The following is a 25278-nucleotide window of genomic DNA, read 5'->3' as shown; positions in this document are numbered from 1 at the left end:
TAGCTTTGCTTAGCGCTTTTTTTGCTGCTGAGTCAGCTGCCTTTTTCTCTAGTAATTTTTTCTTTCTTTGTCGCTCAAGTGCTTTAATACGTTTTTCTTCTTTAGCACGTTTTACCCTAGCGGAAGCCACTTGTTGTTCCAAGTCTTTTAACTGTTGGGCATCATCAAGTTTTTTTTGCTTAATTTTATTAACTTGTGCTTCAATTTTACTTTTATCAACAATAGTTGCCTGAATAGTCTGTACTTGTACAACTTTGGGCGCCACTTTGGGTTCGCTGTCAAAATCGCCCATCAATAATACCGCAGCTAATACGATATGTAATAAGAAACTCAACGATAATGCGATAGCAAATTTTCGGCTCATTAATTATTTAGCTCCAGGGTCTGTCATTAAACCAACCGATGGAACACCTGCTTTTTGTTGTAATAACACCATTAGTTGTATCACAGCATCATAAGAAACAGCACCATCACCGTTAACAACGACTGGCGTGTCAGGTTCAACTTTTAAATGGGCAGCAACCAGTGTTGCCACTTGTTCAGCTGACATGGGTTCATTCTTACTGGTACCGACCGCTAAATAATAATTACCGTCGGCATCAACGGAAGCGACTAAAGGGGGTTTTGACTCTTTATCAAGCGCTTCAGCATCGGCCTTAGGAAGGTTAACTTTCACACCTTGAGTGATCAATGGTGCGGTAACCATAAAAATAATCAATAACACCAACATAACATCAATGTAAGGAACAACATTGATTTCAGCAACTTTACGGCGTCTTACTCTTTTATACATAAGATATTACTCCGTTTATGCTGATGGTTCACTGGTACTTTGACGTTGTAAAATACTGGAAAATTCTTCCATAAAATTACCGTAGCCATTTTCTAATTTTTCAACATGGTGGCTAAAACGATTAAAAGCGATCACTGCTGGAATTGCAGCAAATAAGCCCATTGCCGTGGCAATTAATGCTTCAGCAATACCCGGAGCAACCATAGCAAGTGTTGCTTGCTCAACAGCGCCAAGTGCAATAAACGAATTCATAATCCCCCAAACAGTACCAAACAAACCTATGTACGGACTAATAGAACCCACGGTCGCCATAAATGGCAAGTGTGTTTCAAGATGGTCAACTTCACGTGAAAGTGCAACGCGCATTGCTCGATGAGTTCCGTCAACAATCGCTTGTGGTGAATCCATATTGCTTTTTCGTAAACGGGCAAATTCTTTAAAGCCTGATACAAATAAACTTTCAATACCGGTGGCAGGACCTTTAGACGAAACTTCATTATAGAGTTTACTTAGGTCTGCTCCGCTCCAAAACTTATCTTCAAAGATTTTCATTTGTGCCTGTGCGTCGTTAAGTGCTTTTCGACGTTGAAATATCATCGCCCAACATGCAATAGAAAAACCTAGTAGAATTAACATTACACTTTTAACTAACAAACTGGCTTGAAGGAATAAATCAAATATAGAAATTTCAGCTGACACGTTTTAACGCTCCTAATATTTTTTCGGGAATAGCACAGGGTTTAGCAAGTGCTAAGTTAACACAAGCAATTTGGACAACAACAGCACAAATAAGCTTATTTTGCTGATCACTAATTTGTTGAGTAAAAACCAGACTGGCGCGTTTCAATTCGCTAATCCATGAGGTAACAATAAGTAAATCATCTAAGCTGGCTGAAGCTACATTATCCATTTCCACTCTTCTGACCACTAAACCAATGTTTTGTTCTAAAAAAGATGATTGATTAGCGTTTAATTCTCTCAACCACTCAGTACGTGCACGTTCACAAAACTTTAAATAGTTTGCATGATAAACAATACCGCCGGCATCCGTATCTTCATAATATATCCTAACTGGATAAACGTGTTTAATATCTGGCATGAGTTGTATGATGTAAAACGCTCAGTGCATCGTTATTTGTATTTTTATCGTTAAAAATAAAATTCGAGACACTCAATTATAATTTCTTCTATATTAATGATAATAACTTCTGACGACAAGCGTTTAGTGGTAATCGAATGTAACATTTTGAAAAATAGTTTCTAGTGGAGAATTACCAGTTTGTACCGTGCTGATTAAAGACACACCAAAAAAGTAACATTAGTTTTTCTAATGCGAAATATCTAATTTTTTTATCTTGTATAAATAGAACACTTACTCTAAAATCCGCTTGTTGTTCTAGCTAGCGTAATAATTATTCAAGTTTATCTTCACTGATATAACGGGGTAGTTGATAGCCAGACAATTTGAATAGATTTTATCTCTTCTCTCTGACATGTTTATTGGAACCCTATTTCCTCTTATCAACTTAATTTATAAGTTGGCCCACATAATTTATGTGGGCTTTTTTTTACCTAAAATTTGATATAACGATGTGGATTGGTTATTAAACCGGCTTATCTAAACCAAAATGCTGGTAAGCACGTTCAGTTGCTATACGCCCGCGCGGTGTTCTTTGCAGGAAACCTTGCTGAATAAGATAAGGTTCAATAACATCTTCAATTGTTTCACGCTCTTCGCCAATGGCTGCTGCGACATTATCAAGACCAACAGGACCGCCCATAAATTTATCAATAATCGCTTGCAATAATTTCCGGTCCATTAAATCAAAACCTTGATCATCAACCTCTAACATATTTAGTGCTTTAGCGGCCGTTGCTTGGCTAACAATGCCTTGCGTTTTCACATCAGCATAGTCACGGACTCGACGTAATAACCGATTAGCTATTCTTGGTGTGCCACGAGAGCGCTTGGCCACTTCAAATGCGCCTTCTTCATCAATAGGTAGCTTGAGAAAGTAGGCTGAACGTTTAACTATTTCAGTTAAATCTTTAGTGTTATAGAACTCAAGTCGTTGCACAATGCCAAAACGGTCTCTCAGTGGCGAGGTTAAGGCGCCGGCACGGGTCGTTGCACCAATCAAGGTAAATGCCGGTAAGTCTAATTTTATTGAACGAGCAGCGGGCCCTTCTCCAATCATGATATCTAGCTGATAATCTTCCATTGCGGGGTAAAGGATTTCTTCAACCACAGGACTTAGACGATGAATTTCGTCAATGAAGAGCACATCATTTTCTTCGAGGTTAGTCAGTAAAGCCGCTAAATCTCCGGCTTTTTCTAAGACAGGACCGGAAGTTGTGCGGATATTCACGCCCATCTCATTAGCAACAATATTGGCAAGTGTGGTTTTACCTAAACCAGGAGGACCAAATATCAATAAATGATCGAGTGGTTCATCGCGCTTCTTTGCTGCCGCGATAAAAATTTCCATTTGAATTTTGACATGATCTTGTCCAGTATAATCGGCTAGTAGTTTAGGACGAATAGCACGATCAATGGTTTCTTCTTCTGGCTGGGCAGTAGGTTCAATAAGACGATCAGCTTCTATCATTATTTTCTCTTGTGTCTTTGCTTATTTAAATACGGCTAAGTGAGTATTGTCAGGCCGATGTTAATATTAGCAGCCTGTTATTTACGTGTTAGCTTTATCTACATTTTATCAATGCAGTAGATATTAAAGCATTGACTTTAATGCGTCACGAATAAGATCTTCACTCGTTGATTCTGCTTTAAATACGTTTCGTATCGACTTTTCAGCTTGTTGCTGACTGTAGCCTAAAGAAACTAATGCGTTAATCGCATCACCTTTTGCATTAGTCACAAAAGTATTTTCATGATGAAGCTCAATCGGAAGTGTTCCCGATGCTAATGGCGATGCCGTATGAGTGACTTGCCAATCTTTTAAACGGTCGCGCATTTCAATAAGTAAACGTTCAGCTGTTTTTTTCCCAACGCCTGGTATTTTTACAATGCTGGTCAAGTCGTCATGAGCAACACAGCTAACAAATTGGTCTGCAGACATACTTGAAAGTATGGCAAGGCCTAATTTAGGGCCAACGCCATTAACTTTAATAACCAGTCTAAATAATCTACGTTCGATTTTATTAGCAAAGCCATATAATAATTGCGCATCTTCACGGACCACAAAGTGCGTATAAATAATCGCTTGTTCGTTTAATTCAGGTAAGGCATAAATACTGGTCATTGGCATAGTAACTTCGTAGCCAATTCCCCCGCACTCAATTAAGACTTCTGGTGCTAATTTTTCTAATAATGTTCCACGTAAACGACCAATCACAGCTAAAACCTTCTCTACATTAACTTTTGGCAACCATACCACTATATATTTATACAGTAAAGTCGCTTGCGTGGTTTATCGTAATCGTCCACGGACGATTTTACTAACCTGCCCCGCCATTTTTGCAAGAGTATCATGGCTATGCGCATGACAAAGCGCAATAGCGAGTGCATCGGCAGCATCCGCTTGCGGCATAGCAGGCAGTTTTAAAATAGATTTCACCATGTGTTGTACTTGGCTTTTATCGGCGGCGCCCGTACCAACAACCGATTGTTTTATCTGTCTGGCTGAGTATTCTGCAACCGGTAAGCCTTTATTGGTTGCCGCAACAATAGCAGCTCCTCGCGCTTGCCCCAACTTCAACGCGCCACCAGGATTAACGCCCATGAAAACTTGTTCTATAGCAAAAAGTTCGGGAGAAAATTGCAGGATCAACTCAGAAACACCAGCAAAAATAGTTTGTAGACGCAGGCTAAAGTCATCTTCCTCTTTATTGCCCGCATATGCTTTTATACAGCCACTGCCCAAATATGAGATTTTGCGACCTTCTTTTTTTATAACACCGTAACCGGTAATACGTGAGCCAGGATCGATACCTAGGATTATGGTCAAATTGAGTTCTCTTATTTAATAGTATTTTTAACGAAAGCAGGAATGGCTTAAAAGAGTATCGAGATTATGCGTTGAAGTCAGTTAAATGGCAATGTCGTCGTTCATTTTGACAATGAACGTTATGCAGATAAGAACTGTTATTCAGATACTGAAATGAATTCAGCATGACGACAGGAGCCCTAGTACATCCTCAGCTCGTGCATCTATGCTTCGCTCTACCTTCTGCATAAATGCGGTCGTGACCATTCGTCGTTCGTTGCAATCCATGGCGCCACAACATTGCCTAGAGGGCTCAGGGTCTATGATTTACCAGAACAAAAATGACCTGTACAAAGCAATAATACAGTGAAGGCATGGTTGCCTAAGAACTGTTATGACCGTACATTCTATAGATAAAAAAAGCAGCTAATTAGCTGCTTTTTATCGAACGCTGATTATTTATAAACTATTCAGCTAAAGGTTCTTCTTTCTTTTCAGCTTTAGGTAAACAAGCGATGCCCAGTTCAACAAGCTGTGCTGGATTTGCTTTACCCGGTGCATTGGTTAATGGACAAGCCGCTGTGGTTGTTTTTGGAAAAGCCATAACATCACGAATTGATGATGCGCCAGTCATTAACATTACTAGGCGGTCTAAACCAAACGCTAAGCCAGCGTGTGGTGGAGCACCATACTGAAGTGCTTCAAGTAAAAAGCCAAATTTTTCTTGCGCTTCTTCGTCACTAATACCCAAAATTCTAAAAACTGCAGCTTGCATATCTTGGTTATGAATACGTACCGAACCGCCGCCTAATTCACAGCCATTTAACACCATATCGTAAGCATCAGAAAGCGCGCCAACAGGGTTAGCTTCTAATGCTTCAGCCGTTAAATTAATAGGTGCGGTAAACGGGTGATGAATTGCATGCATGCCGCCATCAGCTTCTTCAAACATTGGGAAGTCAACAACCCACAATGGTTTCCAATCACCTTGTAATAATTCTAAATCTTCGCCTAGTTTAAGACGCAATGCACCAAGTGATTCAGTAACAACATTGTACTTGTCGGCGCCAAAGAAAATAATATCGCCTGTTTTAGCATTAGTACGTGTTAATAACGCTTTTACCGCTTCTTCATTTAAGAACTTCAAGACCGGCGATTGTATGCCGTCAATACCAGTACTTAAGGCTGCGTCAACATCATTAACTTTTAACCAAGGCATGCCTTTAGCACCATAAATGCCAACATACTTAGTCAGTTCGTCAAGACCTTTGCGTGAGAATTTTGCAGCACCACCCGGAACACAAATTACCGATACACGGCCTTTTTCGTCGTTTGCGGGTCCAGAGAAAACTTTAAACTCTACATCTTTAACAATATCAGCAACATCCACTAATTCTAGTGGATTACGTAAATCAGGTTTATCTGAACCAAAACGTGTCATTGCCTCTAAATAAGTCATACGAGGGAATGTGCCTAAATCAACATTCATCAAATCTTTAAATAATTTAACGATCATCGTTTCAGCAACATTCATCACTTGCTCGCTGCTCATGAATGACGTTTCAATATCTATTTGAGTAAATTCAGGCTGACGGTCAGCGCGTAAATCTTCGTCACGAAAACATTTAACAATTTGATAGTAACGTTCCATACCCGACATCATTAACAATTGTTTAAACAACTGAGGTGACTGCGGTAAAGCAAAGAACTGACCTTTATGTGTGCGACTTGGTACTAAATAGTCACGTGCACCTTCAGGTGTTGCCGCAGTTAAGATAGGTGTTTCAATATCTAAAAAGCCCTGCCCTTCTAAGGACGTTCGCACTGCCGATGTTACTTTTGCACGAAAGCGCATACGTTCTGTCATCTCGCTACGACGTAAATCTAAATAGCGATATTTTAAACGTTGTTCTTCTGAATTATTTTGGTTGGAATCAAGTGGTAATGGTGCAGACTTATTTAAAATAGTCAGCTCTAACCCTAAAATTTCAATAGCACCGGTTTTCATGTCTTTATTAATTTGACCTTCAGGTCGGGCACGCACCTTGCCTTTAATTTGAACACAAAATTCATTACGTAAGGTATTCGCTTTCGCTATAACTTCAGGTAAATCTGGATCATAAACGACTTGTACCATACCTTCACGATCACGTAGATCTAAAAAGATCACCGCACCTAAGTCTCGACGACGGTTAACCCAGCCGCATAAAGTAATTTCTTTGCCAATGTGAGATTCGTTCACATCACCACAATAAAGATCGCGCATGTCTGTTGTCCTGATAATACTAACTAGCTCATGCAAAGTATTAGCATGGCAATCGTTAGGATGGAAAATTGCCGACATTATAAAGGAATATGACGACAAAAAAAGCATTAAGGGGAATAGTGACCGTAAAATGATTAAAAAATATTTTACGGATGATAAAATAGTTTGGTTTTATTTATTTAGCTGCGTATGTCTCTGAGTTAAAGACATAATGATTTTTTCCATTTGCCTTAACCCTATACATTAACGTATCAGCAATTTTTAGCAGGTCATTATCTGTCACGCCATCATCGGGATACATAGCAATACCAATACTACAACCAATATTAACCCGTTCCACCGACAATTCAAAAGGCTGCTGCATCAGCTTTAATACTTTGTCGGCAATATAAGCGGCTTCACTTTTTTGATGCAAACCTGTTAGCAGTAGAACAAATTCATCACCACCGAAACGAACAACTGTATCTGACTGTCGAACACAACTTTTTAGTTTATTAGCCACTTTGACTAACAGTTCATCGCCAACATCATGGCCATGGGTATCATTGATAGTTTTAAAACCATCAAGATCGAGAAATAAAACGGCCATTTGTAATTGTTGGCGCTGATGGAAGCTAATGGCAGTATTGATCCGGTCTTTTAGCAATACTCGGTTGGCTAACCCGGTTAATTCATCATGGGTCGCCATATGTTTCATTTTTTCTTCAAGCAATTTACGCGTTTTTATTTCACCATATAAGCGCCTATTCCACATTATTATCGCAATAATAATAATGAGAATAAGTACACCAATTTGTGCTGAGACTCGCATGACAACATCTTTATTAAACCCTGTTTCTATATTCACTCCAAACCAGCGGTCATAAATTTTCTGTTTTTCATTCTCAGAAATAGTCAATAAGGTTTTGTTTATGATTTGTTGTAATTCAAGCCAATCGGGTCTAATGGCAAAGTGACTGCTGTCCCTTTGCAATTCTTCCAACACTGACATATCTAAAACACTGAGACTTTCTCGTTTCATTAATTCAGAAGCCGACGCTATATTAGAAATAAAACCGTCAACCTTACCTTGCTGAACGGCAAGTAGACCCTCATTGTGAGTATCAACGAGTTTTAACGATATTAATGGGTGTTCTTTTCTAATAGCAGACGATAGATAGTAGCCTTTAATAACGGCTAATGTTTTACCATGAAAACTGTTAAGTGTCAGTTGAGAGCCCAATTGACGTTGGTGTAAAATGACCCAAGGCATACTCCAATAAGGTTGAGTAAATAGAACCTGTTTCTTTCGCTCTTGCGTCACAGAAATACTGGCAAGCATATCAATTTTTTCCTCGACTAATCCTTGATATAAGTCATTCCAGCTATCAAAAAATGTAAATTCAAACGCTAAAGCAGAGCGATCTGATATCAACTTAAGTACATCGGGGTTGATACCTGTTACTTGGCCTTTTGCATTAACAAATTCCATTGGCATCCAGTTTTTAACCAGTCCAACATTTACTTTTTGATTTTGTTCTAGCCATAATTGTTCAGACTGAGATAAGCTCACTTTTTCAGCAGAGCGAACAAAATAGCCGTTATTTTTATCGATAAGCCAATTTCTCTCGAGTCTAATAAGTTGCTCAATAGGAATATTGTTAAAGCCTTCGTTAATCAATTCAACCAATTTATCATTACCCTTTTTTACTAAGGAATAAACTGGTGTTGGGAAAGTAACATTTTTTAATTGATAAAATGAAGATTGTAAATTGCTTTCTATTAAACGGGCATTTAGGTATTCTTGAGCACTGACCATAGCATCAACATTGCCTAATTCAGCCTGATGAAGAAGTTCATTAGCTGTCTGGTAAACCTGAACTTTTAGATTAGGGTACCTCTTAGTTAAGGTGTTTTCATAAGTAGTCCCCGCTAAAATACCTATTCTTTTACCTTGTAAGTCTTTCAATGAATAAACATTATCAATTCGGGTAGAAACAAACACGCCAGCATCAACACCATAAATTTGTGAAGCGATCTGTAATTTATTATTAAAATTTTCGGCTGAATAACCAATATGTATATCGACATCACCGCCTTGTAACATCGCTAATTCTTGTGATGGAGATTGAGCAATAAATTCAATTTCAATGCCACTTTCTTTCGCCCATAAACGCCATAAATCAATAAATAAACCTTGCGGTTGCCCCGTAGGAGACACCGCCATATAAGGCGGTGCTTGTGTTAGGAAGCTTAATAACAATGTTTTACTACTTTTCTCTCGTCCTAACCATTTTTTTTCTATTAGCGATTTTTCGGCAACCGTAATTTTATCAAAACCTTCAACGATAAAGTCTTTTAACAACGTATTCTCTATTGATGTGGCGGCTACATATTCACCTTGATAGAAACTAATTCTTTTGTAAGGTGGGTATTGTTTATTTAATTCAAAATACTCACTAAAAAGTTTAGAAGGTTTTTCAACGTCCGTATAAACCATTATTTCGTTAGCTAATGCCGCTTGATATAAGACATGGCGATTTTCGTATAAACGTAATTTAAGGTGTGGATATTTTTCTAAAATGATTGCGGCATGACTTGACCCGCGAACCGAACCAATAATGTAAGGTGACAATTGGCTAATTTCAGTTAAATTAGTAAAATCTCTATGGGTATAAAAATAGAAATCGTGATAGAAAAATGACGGTGTAAGCAATAATTCTTTACTGCGCTCTACTGTTTTAGTCATTCCGCCATGAATGTCAACTTCACCTGATTGAACCTGTGATAATGTTGATAACCAGTCCGTGGTAATAAATTCAATTTTAACACCTTGTCGCTCTGCCCATAGCTTCCAAAGATCGGGCATTAAGCCATCCGCCTGTCCTTTGTCATTGAGGAACATATAAGGATAGCTGGTTTTGTTTATCGCTATTGTGAGTGGCTTTGCTGAGATTTCAAAACGTTCATTGTTTGCTTGCACTGTTATAGCAAAACACATCACCAGTAAGATTAGACAACGAACAAAATAATTGAGTTGCAACAGCAATTCCTTAATGGTTAAAGTGGATGAAATAACAACGATTATAGACCTTATTCGTCATAAGTTGCAGGGTAAATTTTAGCTTTAACTACTAAAAAGTACGCAATACTACCCTATGACAATAAATTTGGGTTAAAATAACGCAAAATTGATATTTAAATACCAAGACAAGTTCAGCCTAATGAAACCATCAGAACCCGATTTAATTTTTTCAAAAAAACAAAGCCAAATTAAAGATTTTACTTTTGACGCACATGTTGTCGAAGTTTTTCCTGATATGATTTCCCGCTCTGTACCTGGTTATAATACCATTATTGATACCATTGGCCGCTTAAGTCAGCGTTTTGTCACTGACAATAGTCATGTGTATGACCTAGGATGCTCACTCGGCGCCGCAACGATAGCCATGCGTAAAGCGATCACCGCGAAAAACTGTAAAATTATAGGTGTTGATAATTCTTCTGCCATGGTTGAGCGCTGTAAAATGCATGTTAGTGCATTCAAAGGTGCTACACCGGTAGAAATTATTGAAGGGAATATTTTAGATATTGAGATTGAAAACGCTTCAATGGTAGTACTTAATTTCACCTTACAGTTTATTGAGCCAGAAATACGCTCGACATTAATAGATAAAATAGCCAAGGGCTTAAAACCTGGTGGCTTATTGTTATTATCAGAAAAAATATCAGCTGATGATAAGATCTGTAATGAACTACTTGTCGATTTGCATCTCGACTTTAAACGCGCCAACGGTTATAGCGAACTAGAAATAGCCCAAAAACGTACCGCTATTGAAAAAGTTATGCGCATTGATAGCTTACCCGAACATATTGCACGCTTAGAAAATGCTGGTTTCAACCATCAAACGCCTTGGTTCCAATGTTTTAACTTTTTTTCACTCATCGCCATTAAGTAACTTTATTCATGTCATTCAATAAATTTTATCAAGAAATAGCTCAAAACCGCCTAAGCCATTGGTTAAACACTCTTCCTGCGCAACTTAGCCAATGGAAAAAAGAACAATTGCATGGCGAGTTTGCCCATTGGCAAAAAACCTTAACCGCTTTACCAAAGACGACACCATCAGTCGTTAATATCAGTGACGGTGTTACAGTCGGTAAAAAAGAAGATATTACTGAAGGTGAATATAAGCGTTTAGAAAATTTACTGAAAAAATTTAAACCCTGGCGTAAAGGCCCTTACCATATCCATGGTTTGCATATAGACACTGAATGGCGCTCCGATTTCAAATGGGATCGTTTAAAAGAGCATATTAGCCCACTTAACAATAAATACGTTTTAGATATTGGTTGTGGCAGTGGCTATCACTTATGGCGTATGCGCGGTGATGGAGCTAAATTTGTTGTTGGCATAGACCCAACACAATTATTTTTTACACAATTTAATGCTATTCAGCACTTTGTTAATGACCCTAAAGTCAACTTATTGCCGTTAGGTGTAGAACAATTACCTGAGCTTAATGCCTTTGATACCGTATTTGCCATGGGTGTTTTATACCATCGCCGTTCTCCTATTGATTTTCTTTACCAATTAAAAGCACAGTTAGTAAAGGGTGGCGAGTTAGTGCTAGAAACTTTAGTGGTTGATGGTGATGAACATACCGTTTTAGTGCCTGGCGAACGCTATGCTAAAATGCGTAATGTCTGGTTTTTACCTAGTTGTGATGCGATGTGTGCATGGCTTTCGCGATGTGGATTTAAAAATATACGGGTGGTCAATACCGATATCACTGCACTTGATGAACAACGAAAAACTGACTGGATAGATACTGAGTCACTGGCTGATTTCCTTGACCCTGACGATAACAGTAAAACAATAGAAGGTTACCCCGCGCCAAAACGTGCTATTTTTATTGCTAATACTTAAGTTGTCGAGATAAGTAGTCTGTTAATTATCTGCAGAGTATATTTAGGTAGTGACTTTTATTATTTAAGTATGTGATTATGATAGGTAAAAAATTTAACACAATTAAGATAAAAGGGTGTCTATGAACGAACTTTGGTCGCAGCGAAAACTAGCTAGTGTTGCAAAACGTCTAAATGATCACCGTAGCCCTTTTCAGCGTGATCGTGCGCGTATACTCCATTCTGCTGCTTTTCGTCGCTTACAGTCTAAAACCCAAGTGATGGGCAGTGGACAAAGTGATTTCTATCGAACACGTCTTACCCATTCATTAGAGGCAGCGCAAATTGGCTCAGGAATTAGTGCCCAATTAAGAAACAAGCATGCACAATTATCTGCTGAGCTTTTTCCTGATGATGAGAACTTAATTGAATCTATTTGTTTAGCCCACGATATTGGTCACCCTCCATTTGGGCACGGTGGTGAGGTTGCTCTTAATTATATGATGCGTAACCATGGCGGCTTTGAAGGCAATGGGCAAACTTTTCGCATTGTTTCACACTTAGAGCCCTTTAGTGAGTTTTATGGGATGAATTTATCTCGCCGAACATTATTAGGCTTAATAAAATACCCACAACTATTAACCGAGTTAACACAATTACCTTTACCTGTTGCTCCGCACAGTTTTAGACAATTAAAAGCGGCTGACTGGCATCCTGCCAAAGGCTTATATAATGATGACACTGAAATGTTTGATTGGGTTTTATCGCCATTATCTGCTGATGATCGCGCTCTTTTTCAATCAATAAAAAAAACCAAAAACAAACATAACAAAACAATATTTAAATCACTCGATTGTTCAATTATGGAGCTCGCTGACGATATAGCTTACGGTATTCATGACCTAGAAGACGCAATAGTTACAGGTGTAGTCAGCCAGCAAGATTTTGAACAAGAAGTTATCACTAAACTTAAAGCAATCGATGAACCTTGGTTGAAAGATTATTGTCAACGTTTAACAGCAAAGCTTTTTAATGAACAACACTACATTCAAAAAGAAGCGATTGGCGGCTTAGTCAATTATTTAATTACCGAAATATATTTAGCTGATTTAAATGAAAACTCGACAATAAGCTTTACTGAACCCTTATTACGTTACAACGCTAAGCTACCAGTTAATGCCGCGAAGGCACTACAGATATTCAAAGACTTTGTCTTCTCATTTGTTATTAAACAAACCAGTATTCAACAACTCGAATATCGTGGGCAACAAATAGTAATGGAGTTATTTGAAGCACTGGCCAGTGATCCCACTCGATTATTGCCTAAACATACCAAGCGGCGTTGGCTTTATGCAAAAACGCATAACTTGAACGAACATCGAGTAATTGCTGATTATGTCTCAGGGATGACGGATGACTATGCTACTCATCTTTATCAGCGACTGTTCCTGCCCAGTGGTTCATTCCCACTAAGTGAGCGCTAACTCTAAGCAAAAAAATGAAGCTAGATATTGACTCGGCTTCATTGTTTACTGTGCGCGCTAAAAGTAAAACGGTCGATACTGATAAAAATTAGCGTAATAGATAAAGCTTAATTCAACCTTGCTGATAGAGTGAACAAACAGCACCTGCGGGATCTTTAATCACCACATGCTTATCTTTACCTACCTGCTTTATTTCAGTGAGCAATTCGCCGCCAAGCTCGATAACATTTGCAACGGCAGCGTGAATATCTTTAACTAAAAAATAAGGTAACCATGTCGCAGGCATACTAGCATTCACTCCTTTAGCATGACAAATACCACTGATCGCTTCACCGCTATCAGGACTCTTCATGACATAATCGTTATGATCGCCCATCGCCACGTTTTCAACTTGCCAACCAATAACGCGCTGGTAAAAATCTTTCACCTCAGTGGCATTGTCTACCGTTAAATCTAACCAAGCCATTTCACCTATTTTGTCACTCATTTTATTTCTCCACTGATTCAATTATTTTTGGGTTTCTTGGATAATACTTTTCAGGCAAGGTGCTTATATGTTCAAAATATCGGGTATCTTTATAGGGTAACTTCATAAAGCCTGATATTCCCTGACCTTGAATTGTTGGTAATAGCGTAATAATTTCAGCTAAACACTCGGCAAATTCTTGCTTTTTTTCATGGTTAAGTAACATTAAATAACTATGAATTTTTAAGTGAGTGGGCAAGACTTCAAAAATAATGCAGCCAGTATGATGAATTAGATTTAAACGTCCTAATACAGCCATTATCTCATCGGGTAGATAGAGGTATTCATCGGGGTCTTTACCGTCTTCAAAGTATGAATGCAAACGTGTAATATCATCTACCTCAGCAACATCACTGATCTCAAATGAAAACTCCTGTCCCAACTCAGCAATGAAGTCGTGCTCACTACTTTGTCTTTCGACATGCAAAGTATTTCTGGCATTAAATAAACAACTCTTAAACATACCAACGCGGTGAATACCTTGAGCGAGATGCACCATATTATTGACAGCACTTTGAAAAGAAGCATTAAGATTAGGGTCAAACAAGGTTAAATTAGAATCAATATAAACACCATCGGCCTGCCAACGTATCGCTAAACCACCAACCACAGGAAAATTACCTAGCCGGCCAACTGCGGCAATAAATGCTTTTTCGGTATCGCCCATGCCCATCAAAAAGTTTTTGTAATATTTTTCTAGTTGCGCATCATCAATCTCGTTTAACTCATCACTCTCGGTAGACTCTCTTAAAAAAGATTTTCTCGAACCGTAAACCACAGTATCAAAAATTTTGTCTGTTTTAGATTTTAACCAAACAGGAATAAGTAATTTAGCATCGAAAGCCGTATGCTTTTTGGCCATGACCATGCGTTTTAAATAAGGTAACTGTTTAAAAAAGTAATCACCGGCGCTATTACGTGTTTTTAGATCGTCGCTGAGCATAGCATCAATAATTTTCGCCAGTAACTTTGGTAAACCCAATGAAAGCGGAGAAATAACCTGATGACCATATCGACACGATTGACCTGACGCAATCGCATAAATAGTTGCCGCTAACCCCTGCTCATCAAAGCGTGGCGAAGACATTGCGCCACTTATTTGGTCTTGACCAATAAAGTAAACATCACCTAAACGCGCATTAGTATTTTGCAAATCGCTACTCATTAAGTCCATGACACTATTCGCGGTATTTTGCCCAGTAGCATCTAGCTGCGCAACAACAGCAGAGCCCCAGTCGACTAAGTAAACCTTGCCCGTTTTTTCATTAAAAACAACATTCGAGGGTTTAATATCCCCATGAACATAGGGTTTCCCTTTGCTGTGTTTTTTAGGGTTGCGTAAATAAAGCAAAATTTCAGCGAGTTGAATCGCGATATTAACGACAAGTTCAGGCGCTAACGGCCCATGCTGTTGAGAATATTTTTCTAAATCGATGCCCGGCGCTCGTTCCATATGCACGATAGATTGGCGCTTAATTTTGTAATATTTAACAACTTTAGGGATGCGTCGATGCGATAGCTCTCCTTGAATTTCAGCTTCTTCTGCTAGTCTGTCTTGTACGTGTTGCGGTAAATTCATTCGTGAAAATTTGAAAACAAAGGCATTCCCTAAGTCATCATCACCATTAAACACAAACCCATAGGCGCCCTTTCCCAATAAGGCGATATTTTTATAGCCCAGTAAACTTAATTGCTGCTGACATAATTCAACCCAAACTTTTAATTTAGTAGCGTCTTTAGTGTTTAATAAGTAAACCGATTGCTCTTCGGCAATATAAAAATGTTGCAGTTTATTTTCGTGCACGTGATTTCCTAACAATGCTTGCTCTGCTAAAAAGTATATCTTTAAAGTGACTTGATGTTAACTCAAAGCTCCCGCTTAAATTTAAGCGCTTGAAAGATAATTCTATTGAGGTAATATCTTTAAAAAATAATAAAACATAGATAAAAGGATTTATATGAATTTACTAAAAGCACTGATACTTTTGGCCATCGGTGCAGCACTCGGTTATGGCATTTCGTCGACCACAAGAAGTCATCAAAATAATTCGAGGTTGCCCGCGGTAATAGCTGTTGAAACATCATCAACCTTAAAAAAGACAGTAGACCTACAAGAGCAAGCGACTCCCCTTGTACAAACTCAACCACAAGTCATCAATCACAAGCCAGCACCCCTTGCTATTGCTGACAATGATGAAGTGTTGACTCAGCAATACCTTGATTTAAGAGCTGAGCATCAACAATTAAAAGACAAGTATAAAAAATCTAAACGTAAAGTGTCATCATTGAAATATCAATTAAGTGAATTTGATGGCAGTGAAGCAACCGACGAAGAAATGGAAAAACTCGCTCCTGAACCGTTCAATTTGTTCCTGAGTGCCTTTAGAGGTAAAACGAGAAATGACATCTATGATTTTCATCAAAAAGAAGACGATTTAGATTGGGGTTATAATATGCAAAACAATATTTCAGACTTTGTACAAACCCACTATGATGGCATGAACGTAGATTTAATATCAGTTATTTGTAAACAGCCCTATTGCGAAATTCTAGTGACTGAAAAACAAGAAGATGCTTGGGACAATATTATCAAAGACTTATCGGTACAAACATGGTGGAAATTCTCATCATTTTCAACGTCAACAAAGTCAAATGAAGATAATGAACTCTCTATCTATGCTTTCTTCACTCAATAAAACGTCTCCTTGAGAACCGATACCACCATAAACAAAAAAACCTGCATGAGCAGGTTTTTTTTAATATCAAAAAGCGTCAAACTAAGACATATGCATCAACATATTGCTTGGCTCTTCTAAGAATGATTTCCACAAGTTACAAAAACGGGCAATTGAACCGCCATCAATAACACGATGATCACCAGACCAACTTACTTGCATAATGTAACGTGCTTCAACTTCACCTTTATCATTAAAGCGTGGTAATTTTTGTAATTTACCTAACGCAACAATCGCTGATTCAGGTTTATTGATTATCGGTGTAGCAACCGTGCCGCCAATCGCGCCAATGTTTGAAATGGTAATAGTTCCACCCTTCAAATCTTCTGCACCAACACGACCTGCACGGGCAGAGTCAGTTAAACGCATGATATCTTTAGCAACGTCAACAATAGATTTGTTCTGTACTTGCTTAACATTAGGGACGAGTAAGCCGACTTTAGAGTCAACTGCCATACCAATATTATGATCGTCAAAATAAGTAATTTCAGTACAATCATCATTAACTTGCGTATTTACAATCGGGAATTCTTTTAATGCTAAAGAAATCGATTTCATGAAAAACGGCATCATAGTTAATTTAATATCTTGTTTCGCATAAGCGTCTTTCATACCGCTGCGTAACGCCATTAGATTCGTCATGTCAATTTCTTCACAATAAGTAAAGTGAGGAATCGTTGACACTGAACGTACCATAGCCTTTGCCATCGCCGCTTTAATACCGCGAATAGGCTCAACACGTTTACCGCCACTTTGTGCCACAGCAACAACTGGCGCTACATTTTCAGTGCTTATAACTGGCGCTTTAGTGAAAGAAACAACGTCTTCTTTATAAACACGCCCTTTCTTGCCACTGCCTGGTATTTCATGAATATTAACATTTAATTCGCGAGCTACACGGCGCACCGCCGGGCTAGCAACAGCTTTACTGTTAATAATCTTTTTCTCAACAGCTGCTGCAATAGTTGTTAAAGCCACTTTTTCAACGGCAGAAACCGTTGGCGTTTCAAGAGTTTCTGCCGCGACAACTGCATTCTGATGGCCATTAGCCGCCAGTTTTTCTATTTCAAATAAAGGCGCATGTACTTTCGCAATTTCACCTTTAGCATAGTAAAGCTTAGTCACAGTACCGTTATGCATCGCTGGAATTTGTACTAGCGCTTTGTCTGTCATTACATCAGCAATGGGTTGATCTTCAACAATCACATCACCTTCTTTAACTAACCATTCAACGAGTTCACACTCAACAATACCTTCACCAATATCAGGTAAGATAAAGTCTTCACGTTCAAGTGTTGGCTCACCATGAGTCGAAGCCGCAACTGAATGCTCAGCAACTGGCGAACTTGGCGCAGCAACCACTGGGCTTGCTTGCACAGGCGAAGGTGCCTGCTCTTGATCGGTTGTCATTGAAAAAAGTGGCTGATGTACTTTGGCAATATCGCCCTGAGCGTAATAAAGCTTAGTAACCGTACCATTATGCATCGCCGGAATTTGTACCAGCGCTTTATCTGTCATCACATCAGCAATGGGCTGATCTTCAACAATAACGTCGCCTTCTTTAACTAGCCATTCAACTAGCTCACATTCAACGATACCTTCACCAATATCGGGTAGAATAAAATCAATACTCATGACAAAAACCTTAGTAATTTATGCTGTGTTTAATGGCTTCGTACACTTTTAAGTGGTCGGCAACATATTCTTTTTCTAGTGATAATGGGTAAGGTGTATCCATACCACAGATGCGTGCAATCGGTGACTCAAGGTGTAAGAAACACTCTTTTTGAATCGTTGCTGCAATTTCACTAGCAAAACCCGCCGTTAATGGCGCTTCTTGGCTAACAACTAAGCGTCCTGTTTTGGTAACAGAATTAACAACCGTTTCAATATCCCATGGTAAAATAGTACGTAAATCTATGATTTCACATGAAATACCATCAGCTGCAGCCATTTCAGCCGCCTTCTCTATTATTTCCATTTGTGCGCCCCACGCTAATAACGTGATATCACTACCTGGCGTAACAATTTCAGCTTTGCCAAGGGGTAATTGATAGTCTTCTAAAGGCACTTCGCCCACAGAGGCACGATACAAACGCTTAGGTTCAAAAAAGATAACCGGGTTTTTATCGCGAATAGACGCTAACAATAAACCTTTTGCTTGGTAAGGGTTACGAGGTACAACAACTTTTAAGCCCGGTGTATGAGCAAAATAAGCTTCTGGTGATTGGCTATGATATAAGCCTCCCGCGATACCGCCACCGTATGGTGTACGTATCGTTAAATTACCCACATCAAATTCATTACCACTGCGGTAGCGAAACTTTGCGGATTCATTAACAATTTGATCGAAAGCAGGGAAAATATAATCAGCAAATTGAATTTCAGCGATAGGCACACTGCCTTGAGCTGCTAAACCATTAGCAAAACCAATAACACCTTGTTCAACTAGAGGTGTGTTAAAACAACGTAATTTACCAAATTTTTCTTGTAAGCCACTGGTTGCGCGAAAAACACCACCAAAATGGCCAACATCTTCACCAAAACACACAGCTCGTTCATTTTCTGTCATTGCAATTTCAAGTGCGTTATTAATTGCATGTAATAAATTCATTTGTGCCATTATTTAATTCTCCCCGCGGTGAATGGGTAGGCTTCTGGATACTTTTTAATATGTACTTTCAGCTCGGCAAGTTGTGCTTTTAATAGCGTTGGTGGTTCATCATAAACATCAGTGATTAAATCTTCAACGGGTGGTTTATCAATTTTTTCAGCAACTTTTACTGCCGCTAAGACTTCTTCACGTAATTTATCAAACAAGGTTGTCTCTTGTGCTTCATCCCACCACTTATTCGCTAACATCCAATTTTTCATACGAAGAATAGGATCATGTGCTTGCCATTTAGCTTCTTCTTCACGCGTACGATATCCAGAAGGATCATCTGAGGTAGAATGTGCACCTAAACGATAAGACATGGCTTCAATAAGTACTGGCTTGTTTTCTGCTAAAGCATAAGTACGAGCATCTTGTGTCGCTTTTAAAACCGCAAGTATATCGTTGCCGTCGATTCGAATCGTTTTAATTCCGTAACCCACACCACGAGAAGCAATACCATTACCTGCGTATTGCTCATCTGCAGGTGTTGAAATTGCGTAGCCGTTATTACGACAGAAAAAGATAACAGGAGCACGATGTACTGCTGCCATATTTAATCCCGCATGGAAGTCACCTTCTGACGCAGCGCCTTCACCGAAATAACAAATTGTTACCGCGTCAAGCCCTTGTATCTTCTGGCCATATGCATAACCGGTCGCTTGTGGTATTTGAGTAGCTAGTGGCGATGAAATCGTCATGTAGTTTAATTCACGGCTGCCGTAATGAATGGGCATTTGACGACCTTTGCCTAAATCCTTTTCATTACTGAACATTTGATTCATGAAGTTTTCAAGTGAGAAACCACGATACATTAATGCACCTTGCTCTCGATATTGCGCCATGATCATATCTTGAGGTTTTAAACCGGCAGCACCACCGACACTTGCGGCTTCTTCGCCAAGTGCGGTCATGTAAAAGCTTAAACGACCTTGACGTTGCGATGCGACCATTCTCTCATCGAGTACACGGTGAAACGCTAACGTTTTATAAATTTTTGTTGCTGATTCTTGATCAATTTCAGGAAGCTCAGCACCTTCATATACGGTGCCGTCTTGTTGTAATACTTTGAGGATGGGAATTTCAACTGAATGACCATCAATAAAAGCGGGTTGATGTACCACCGGACTTTCTTTATATACGTCAGTGTTCATAGCCTTCTCTTCTCTTCTTGTCTTATGGAATATGTTCATTGCAGGATTTGCTATACCCATTATTCTTAATGTAAGTGTACTTAGTTTTAGTACTTTTTGGGTTTTGCGCAATGAGCTGCTGTAAATAATCGAACGTACTTTACCTTTACGTAAACTGAAACACAAGTTGTGTGAGCTAAGTAAAATTTTGGGCATACGGCAATATCATCAATATGCCCATAAAAGTTTACATAAGCATGACCATTATTCGATAGATGTGGGAATAACGGTTAATAATGCTCGCTGCCCAATAACAACATTAGCATTAGGGAAGATAATTGCTTCCCCGACTTTATCTGTTTTGATCTCGTTACCATCATCTATTGCGAGTACGGTACCTTTTGGAAAGTCAGTAAAGTTTTCAACGTTATCAGAAAAATTTAAAGCAAAGTTTTCACCCTGACGATTAATGGTTTGGTAGATCTCATAAATACTAAAGTCATTTTCATCATAGTCTTTTAGCAACAAGTCTTGTCCTGAAATCAAACGCGTTAGTGTTTCTTTAACTTGAACGAATTTAGCCATGTCATTTTCACCAAAGGGCATCACTTTGCCTAATTCCACAGTAAAAGCGTCAGCATTAAATTCATTTGATGAAAAGTAACTAAAGGTCGTGGTGGGTGAATGCGAAAGTAAAATAGTACTTACCCCACACGCATGCATAAATTGAAGTTGAGATTTTTTCCAAGCTTTACCATGTCGAAAAGGATAAACCGCAAATTTATCGTTTTTTGAGCCTCTAATGGCGGTATGTAAATCGTAATGACAACGCTCTCTCTCTTTATTACTGGATAAGCTTTGACCTTGCTGGAAAAAATCTCGCACGGTATTTTCAAGTAATAAAGCACGGTGGCGTTCTTTATTAATTAAACCCGCCCCCTGTCCCTGATCAGCAGAATGGCCACCAGAGAATAAACGATTCATATTTTCTTCAATAAAACGCTCAGAAATGTTAATAGAAGCTGGGTTGCCAAAAATAAACAGTACACGCTCGGTACAAGCAAGCTCTCCTAAAATAAGCTTTTTAATGAGCTCAGCACAAATTTCAATTGGCGCGGTTTCATTACCGTGCACGGCACTAGAGAGCACAATGTCTTTATTAGATGTTTGCAGTTCAACGGGTTCAAAAGTAATAAGACCGGTATCAAGTACGGTAACGTTTGTTTCGCTATTACTTTCTTGATGTTTAACTTGAAAGGAAAAACGTCCTGCTATTGACCACTCATTTGCACGAGTTAAGGCGAGAAAGTCACCCGTAGATTGTAACGCTTGCTGTTGTTCTTGTAAGACTACTTGTAATTTATTCAAACCACATTCACTAAGGCAATAAAAATTACTTATATTGTACAAAAAAATAGAGATTATTGCTTGGTTTGATCACAATAAAAGTTAAAGCGACGATAAAGAAAAGTGATGAGAAGTAGCGACGTTTGGCAGTGCTAGCATATAATATGGGTTAATGATTTAGGTCACTAACCCATATTATTATGTTATTTCAATTTATAGCAGGGTAAAAATTCTGATACCTTTATCTTAACTATCGACCTATAAACCGGCTTTAGTAAAAGCAGCACTTACCAGTACTTGGGCTTCGGTAATAATAAGGGCTAAGTGTTTTTGATCGATAAAACTCTCGGCATAAATTTTATAAATATCTTCGGTCCCTGAAGGACGAGCAGCAAACCAACCATTGTCAGTCGTAACTTTCACACCACCAATAGCGGCATTGTTGCCAGGTGCGTGTGATAAAACTTGGTTAATTTTTTCACCAGCGAGCATCGTAGTCGTAATGTCGTTAGCGCTTAATGAAGTTAGCACTTGTTTTTGTTCAAAACTTGCAATGGCTTCAACACGGCCATAACAAGGCTCACCTAATTTTTCAGCAAGCTCTTGGTATAGTTGATAGGGGTCTTTACCGGTAACAGCAAGAATTTCTGCTGCCAGTAACGCCATAATAAAACCGTCTTTATCTGTTGTCCAGCAACTACCATCACGAGATAAAAAAGCAGCACCCGCACTCTCTTCACCACCAAATGCATATGAAGCATCACTGAGACCATCGACAAACCATTTAAAGCCCACCGGCACTTCTGATAAAGGACGGTCAATATAGTTAGCAACACGGTCTATAAGTGAACTAGACACTAACGTTTTCCCAATTTTACTGGTTTTAGGCCAGTCACGATGAGTCATCAAATAATATATAGCAACGGCTAAGTAATGATTAGGGTTCATTAACCCGCCCGTGCGAGTGACGATACCGTGGCGATCAAAATCGGGATCATTGCCAACAGCAATATCAAACTTGTCTTTTAAAGCAATGAGTCCGGCCATGGCATAAGGAGATGAGCAATCCATGCGAATTTTGCCATCTTTATCAAGTGGCATAAAAGCAAAACTGGCATCAACAACAGGATTGACAACTTCAAGATTTAACTGATATTTCTTTGCGATAACTGGCCAGTAATGAATCCCTGAACCACCAAGCGGATCAACACCAATTTTAACACCGGCTTTCGCAATAGCTTTCATGTCAACCACTTGTTCAAGTTCGTTAACATAAAAAGTAATAAAGTCTTGTTTTGATAATAAAGCGGACGAACAAGCTTGCTGGTAGCTAACTTGTTTGACATTGATGAGCTTTTCGGCAATTAAGTCATTGGCTCGTTGTTCAATTTTTTTAGTCACACCACCTTCAGCTGGCCCGCCATGAGCTGGATTATATTTAATGCCGCCATCTGTTGGTGGATTGTGAGAAGGGGTAATAATTAAACCATCGGCTTGCTTATCTTTATTTATCGATAATTTATTATGAGCAATAATGAGCCTAGAAATAACCGGGGTTGGTGTAAAACCATCATCGTCTTGAATAACGACCGGGATGTTATTAGCAATTAACACCGACAGCGCATTAGCAAAAGCGGGCTCTGAAAGGGCATGGGTATCTTTACCTAAAAACAATGGCCCTTTCAATCCTTGTTCAATGCGATGTTCGGCAACTGCCTGGCAAATAGCCAGAATATGTTGCTCATTAAAGCTGGTTTTACTGGCATTACCGCGATGACCTGAGGTACCAAAAGTTACCCTTTGCGCGGTAATAGCAACGTCTGGCCTTAATAAAAAATAATCACTGACTAATTTACCAATATTGATACGGTCTTGTGGTCTAACTGGTTTTCCTGCGTGTGCATGAATAGTCATGATATTCCCTTTATTTTTTATTTAAATATTATCGTCGACAACTTTATACGGCTTATAAAAGATCTCTAATATTTTCGGCATCTTCGTTAGTGTAACCTAACATTAGCGATGCTTTCGTTAACATCATTTTTTTACGGGTAGTGTTCGAGTTTGTCATTACCCAAAATGGACTATCAGGTATTTGTAATGGTTTGGTACTGCTACCACTGGCGGAAAGCTCATCTTTGCTTTTGGCAAAATATAGACGGTCTCGCCCGCGGATCTCAGAGACAACAGCAAAACTTTCACTGTGCACGCGATATAAAGCGGCAAGAATAAGTAAAAATCGACCAACTGCACCACGTTGCATGGCTAACTCTTCTTTATTGATATAATTGAGTACATTATCAATACTAGGTGGTTCTGCCATTACTTCTTCAACTATCACGGCTTCCATTTCGATATTTTCTTCAACGCCAGGCACTAAGTTGTCAGTGGTGACTTCAACATCTTGAACACTTTCGACAAGATCATCAAGCGCATCTTCAGCTAACGTTAAACTCAGTAAGCGACGCAAGATTGACGAAGCACTTTCGCCAATAAATTGGGTATTCGACACTATGTGTTGATAAAGTTCTTCATCTATTTCAATGTTTTTCATTAATTACCCTAGAATTTTATTATTCGCGCAGGATTATACTTAGCTTAAGGAAAACTTTCCAGCGCCAATATCTCGATAAAGCCTCAAAATAATTGCATGGTGCAATAAAAGCTAAGACAATAAAGGTTAAAGCAAGTATATACATTCGATGAGCTATCAATGACTAAGAATTTACATTACCAACAACAAGGCTCCGGCGCCGATATTATTTTAATACATGGCTTATTCGGTAGTTTAGAAAATCTCAATATGGTGGCAAAAGGTTTAAAAGATAATTACCGAGTAACTAATATCGATGTGAGAAATCACGGTTTATCTTTTCACAAAAATTCAATGAGCTATCAAGAATTAGCCCAAGACGTTGTCGATCTAATGGCAATAATTAATATTGAACGTGCCCATATCCTTGGACATTCGATGGGCGGTAAAATAGCCATGCAGCTTGCACTAGACCATAGTGAAAAAGTGGATAAGCTTATTGTTGCTGATATCGCGCCTGTTGCCTATCCACCTCACCACAATCTAATTATTGAAGGTTTACAAAGTATTAAGCTTGAAGACATTAATAATAGAAAAGATGCAGACAAGCAATTGTCTGCATTCGTTGATGACATAGGCGTTAGGCAGTTTTTATTGCGTAATTTAGTGGCCAAAGATGGAAAATTCAATTTCAAATGCAATTTAGATAATATTCAGCAATGTTATCGACAAATAATGGCGGCAAATGAAGGTAAACAAGATTTTAAAGGTGAAACCCTTTTTATCAAAGGTGGTAACTCTGATTATATAACCGCAGCGCATCGTGATATTATCCAAGCATTATTTCCAAATAGTCGAGCCAAAATCATACAAGGCACGGGGCATTGGTTACATGCAGAGAAAACGACAGTATTTAACAAAATTGTTAATGACTATTTAAGCCTTTAATATCGACTTATAAACGCTTTAAAACG

22 protein-coding genes are annotated in these 25278 nt (G+C 38.7%); 5 read left to right on the top strand and 17 right to left on the bottom strand.

Translation table 11 applies throughout. The features are described 5' to 3' along the window. The 9 genes from tolA to H4J70_RS12030 all read right to left on the bottom strand — a co-directional run. The coding region (gene tolA / locus H4J70_RS12070; protein WP_182251208.1) for a cell envelope integrity protein TolA at positions 1-364 on the bottom strand (364 nt) is incomplete at its 3' end. 3 nt (positions 365-367) lie between these two features. Further along, complete coding sequence (tolR, locus tag H4J70_RS12065; RefSeq protein ID WP_146798955.1) at positions 368-793, bottom strand: protein TolR; 426 nt, start codon at positions 791-793, stop codon at positions 368-370. A 15-nt stretch (positions 794-808) separates the two neighbouring features. After that, on the bottom strand, positions 809-1492 hold the full coding sequence (tolQ, locus tag H4J70_RS12060) for a protein TolQ (RefSeq protein WP_070376296.1): 684 nt from the start codon (positions 1490-1492) through the stop codon (positions 809-811). Continuing rightward, positions 1482-1892: a tol-pal system-associated acyl-CoA thioesterase gene (ybgC, locus tag H4J70_RS12055; protein ID WP_182217695.1), complete on the bottom strand. Its 411-nt coding sequence runs from the start codon at positions 1890-1892 to the stop codon at positions 1482-1484. Before ybgC ends, tolQ begins: the two co-directional genes overlap by 11 nt. A gap of 505 nt (positions 1893-2397) precedes the next feature. After that, on the bottom strand, positions 2398-3402 hold the full coding sequence (ruvB, locus tag H4J70_RS12050; RefSeq protein WP_146798954.1) for a Holliday junction branch migration DNA helicase RuvB: 1005 nt from the start codon (positions 3400-3402) through the stop codon (positions 2398-2400). Positions 3403-3525: 123 nt separating this feature from the next. Beyond that, complete coding sequence (ruvA, locus tag H4J70_RS12045; protein WP_070377216.1) at positions 3526-4149, bottom strand: Holliday junction branch migration protein RuvA; 624 nt, start codon at positions 4147-4149, stop codon at positions 3526-3528. 75 nt (positions 4150-4224) lie between these two features. Next, positions 4225-4761: a crossover junction endodeoxyribonuclease RuvC gene (ruvC, locus tag H4J70_RS12040; RefSeq protein WP_146798953.1), complete on the bottom strand. Its 537-nt coding sequence runs from the start codon at positions 4759-4761 to the stop codon at positions 4225-4227. Positions 4762-5206: 445 nt separating this feature from the next. Next, on the bottom strand, positions 5207-7006 hold the full coding sequence (aspS, locus tag H4J70_RS12035; RefSeq protein WP_182171721.1) for an aspartate--tRNA ligase: 1800 nt from the start codon (positions 7004-7006) through the stop codon (positions 5207-5209). A 175-nt stretch (positions 7007-7181) separates the two neighbouring features. Further along, complete coding sequence (locus H4J70_RS12030; protein ID WP_182217697.1) at positions 7182-10028, bottom strand: transporter substrate-binding domain-containing protein; 2847 nt, start codon at positions 10026-10028, stop codon at positions 7182-7184. A 181-nt stretch (positions 10029-10209) separates the two neighbouring features. Between H4J70_RS12030 and cmoA the strand changes: the two genes are divergently transcribed. From cmoA to H4J70_RS12015, 3 genes are all read left to right on the top strand, one after another. Continuing rightward, positions 10210-10944 carry a carboxy-S-adenosyl-L-methionine synthase CmoA gene (gene cmoA / locus H4J70_RS12025; RefSeq protein ID WP_182171727.1) on the top strand — a complete coding sequence of 245 codons (735 nt, stop codon included), beginning with the start codon at positions 10210-10212 and terminating at the stop codon, positions 10942-10944. Between the two features lie 8 nt (positions 10945-10952). Continuing rightward, the gene (gene cmoB, locus H4J70_RS12020) at positions 10953-11915 is read left to right on the top strand and encodes a tRNA 5-methoxyuridine(34)/uridine 5-oxyacetic acid(34) synthase CmoB (protein WP_182217699.1); all 963 of its coding nucleotides are present in this window, start codon (positions 10953-10955) and stop codon (positions 11913-11915) included. Between the two features lie 121 nt (positions 11916-12036). Then, positions 12037-13377 (top strand): anti-phage deoxyguanosine triphosphatase, encoded by a 1341-nt coding sequence (locus H4J70_RS12015; protein ID WP_182217701.1) that lies wholly within the window; start codon positions 12037-12039, stop codon positions 13375-13377. Positions 13378-13489: 112 nt separating this feature from the next. On the opposite strand, the gene H4J70_RS12010 is transcribed toward H4J70_RS12015, so the two are convergent. Then, the gene (locus tag H4J70_RS12010) at positions 13490-13864 is read right to left on the bottom strand and encodes a VOC family protein (RefSeq protein ID WP_182217703.1); all 375 of its coding nucleotides are present in this window, start codon (positions 13862-13864) and stop codon (positions 13490-13492) included. A gap of 1 nt (position 13865) precedes the next feature. Next, positions 13866-15707 (bottom strand): protein kinase domain-containing protein, encoded by a 1842-nt coding sequence (locus tag H4J70_RS12005; RefSeq protein WP_182217705.1) that lies wholly within the window; start codon positions 15705-15707, stop codon positions 13866-13868. Positions 15708-15861: 154 nt separating this feature from the next. On the opposite strand from H4J70_RS12005, the gene H4J70_RS12000 reads away from it, so the two are divergent. Next, a complete protein-coding gene (locus H4J70_RS12000; RefSeq protein WP_182217707.1) occupies positions 15862-16599 on the top strand; it encodes a hypothetical protein in 738 nt (245 codons plus the stop codon). A gap of 81 nt (positions 16600-16680) precedes the next feature. On the opposite strand, the gene H4J70_RS11995 is transcribed toward H4J70_RS12000, so the two are convergent. The 6 genes from H4J70_RS11995 to seqA form a co-directional block, all read right to left on the bottom strand. Then, positions 16681-18273: a dihydrolipoyllysine-residue acetyltransferase gene (locus tag H4J70_RS11995; RefSeq protein WP_182217709.1), complete on the bottom strand. Its 1593-nt coding sequence runs from the start codon at positions 18271-18273 to the stop codon at positions 16681-16683. Between the two features lie 10 nt (positions 18274-18283). Next, on the bottom strand, positions 18284-19261 hold the full coding sequence (locus tag H4J70_RS11990; protein WP_070376283.1) for an alpha-ketoacid dehydrogenase subunit beta: 978 nt from the start codon (positions 19259-19261) through the stop codon (positions 18284-18286). Beyond that, positions 19261-20445 carry a thiamine pyrophosphate-dependent dehydrogenase E1 component subunit alpha gene (locus tag H4J70_RS11985; protein WP_182217711.1) on the bottom strand — a complete coding sequence of 395 codons (1185 nt, stop codon included), beginning with the start codon at positions 20443-20445 and terminating at the stop codon, positions 19261-19263. Before H4J70_RS11985 ends, H4J70_RS11990 begins: the two co-directional genes overlap by 1 nt. A gap of 243 nt (positions 20446-20688) precedes the next feature. Then, positions 20689-21792, bottom strand: a complete 1104-nt coding sequence (gene astE / locus H4J70_RS11980; RefSeq protein WP_182217713.1) for a succinylglutamate desuccinylase — start codon at positions 21790-21792, stop codon at positions 20689-20691. A 237-nt stretch (positions 21793-22029) separates the two neighbouring features. After that, a complete protein-coding gene (gene pgm, locus H4J70_RS11975) occupies positions 22030-23685 on the bottom strand; it encodes a phosphoglucomutase (alpha-D-glucose-1,6-bisphosphate-dependent) (protein ID WP_182217714.1) in 1656 nt (551 codons plus the stop codon). Between the two features lie 52 nt (positions 23686-23737). Continuing rightward, positions 23738-24325 carry a replication initiation negative regulator SeqA gene (seqA, locus tag H4J70_RS11970; protein ID WP_182217716.1) on the bottom strand — a complete coding sequence of 196 codons (588 nt, stop codon included), beginning with the start codon at positions 24323-24325 and terminating at the stop codon, positions 23738-23740. 159 nt (positions 24326-24484) lie between these two features. On the opposite strand from seqA, the gene H4J70_RS11965 reads away from it, so the two are divergent. Continuing rightward, positions 24485-25252, top strand: coding sequence for an alpha/beta fold hydrolase (locus H4J70_RS11965; protein WP_182217718.1), 768 nt, complete (start codon positions 24485-24487; stop codon positions 25250-25252). Positions 25253-25278: the final 26 nt, after the last annotated feature.

Source organism: Colwellia sp. BRX8-9, from assembly GCF_014077245.1.
Classification (GTDB): Bacteria; Pseudomonadota; Gammaproteobacteria; order Enterobacterales; family Alteromonadaceae; genus Colwellia_A.
Note: the sequence above shows the minus strand (reverse complement) of the source record. Positions and strands in the feature narration are given on the sequence as shown.

What these genes read in the sequence shown, in the direction of transcription:
- tolR (WP_146798955.1), bottom strand. Translation starts at nt 793, where the DNA reads ATGTATAAAAGAGTAAGACGCCGTAAAGTTGCTGAAATCAATGTTGTT.
- ybgC (WP_182217695.1), bottom strand. Translation starts at nt 1,892, where the DNA reads ATGCCAGATATTAAACACGTTTATCCAGTTAGGATATATTATGAAGAT.
- ruvB (WP_146798954.1), bottom strand. Translation starts at nt 3,402, where the DNA reads ATGATAGAAGCTGATCGTCTTATTGAACCTACTGCCCAGCCAGAAGAA.
- aspS (WP_182171721.1), bottom strand. Translation starts at nt 7,006, where the DNA reads ATGCGCGATCTTTATTGTGGTGATGTGAACGAATCTCACATTGGCAAA.
- cmoA (WP_182171727.1), top strand. Translation starts at nt 10,210, where the DNA reads ATGAAACCATCAGAACCCGATTTAATTTTTTCAAAAAAACAAAGCCAA.
- cmoB (WP_182217699.1), top strand. Translation starts at nt 10,953, where the DNA reads ATGTCATTCAATAAATTTTATCAAGAAATAGCTCAAAACCGCCTAAGC.
- H4J70_RS12015 (WP_182217701.1), top strand. Translation starts at nt 12,037, where the DNA reads ATGAACGAACTTTGGTCGCAGCGAAAACTAGCTAGTGTTGCAAAACGT.
- H4J70_RS12010 (WP_182217703.1), bottom strand. Translation starts at nt 13,864, where the DNA reads ATGAGTGACAAAATAGGTGAAATGGCTTGGTTAGATTTAACGGTAGAC.
- H4J70_RS12000 (WP_182217707.1), top strand. Translation starts at nt 15,862, where the DNA reads ATGAATTTACTAAAAGCACTGATACTTTTGGCCATCGGTGCAGCACTC.
- H4J70_RS11995 (WP_182217709.1), bottom strand. Translation starts at nt 18,273, where the DNA reads ATGAGTATTGATTTTATTCTACCCGATATTGGTGAAGGTATCGTTGAA.
- H4J70_RS11990 (WP_070376283.1), bottom strand. Translation starts at nt 19,261, where the DNA reads ATGGCACAAATGAATTTATTACATGCAATTAATAACGCACTTGAAATT.
- H4J70_RS11985 (WP_182217711.1), bottom strand. Translation starts at nt 20,445, where the DNA reads ATGAACACTGACGTATATAAAGAAAGTCCGGTGGTACATCAACCCGCT.
- pgm (WP_182217714.1), bottom strand. Translation starts at nt 23,685, where the DNA reads ATGACTATTCATGCACACGCAGGAAAACCAGTTAGACCACAAGACCGT.
- seqA (WP_182217716.1), bottom strand. Translation starts at nt 24,325, where the DNA reads ATGAAAAACATTGAAATAGATGAAGAACTTTATCAACACATAGTGTCG.
- H4J70_RS11965 (WP_182217718.1), top strand. Translation starts at nt 24,485, where the DNA reads ATGACTAAGAATTTACATTACCAACAACAAGGCTCCGGCGCCGATATT.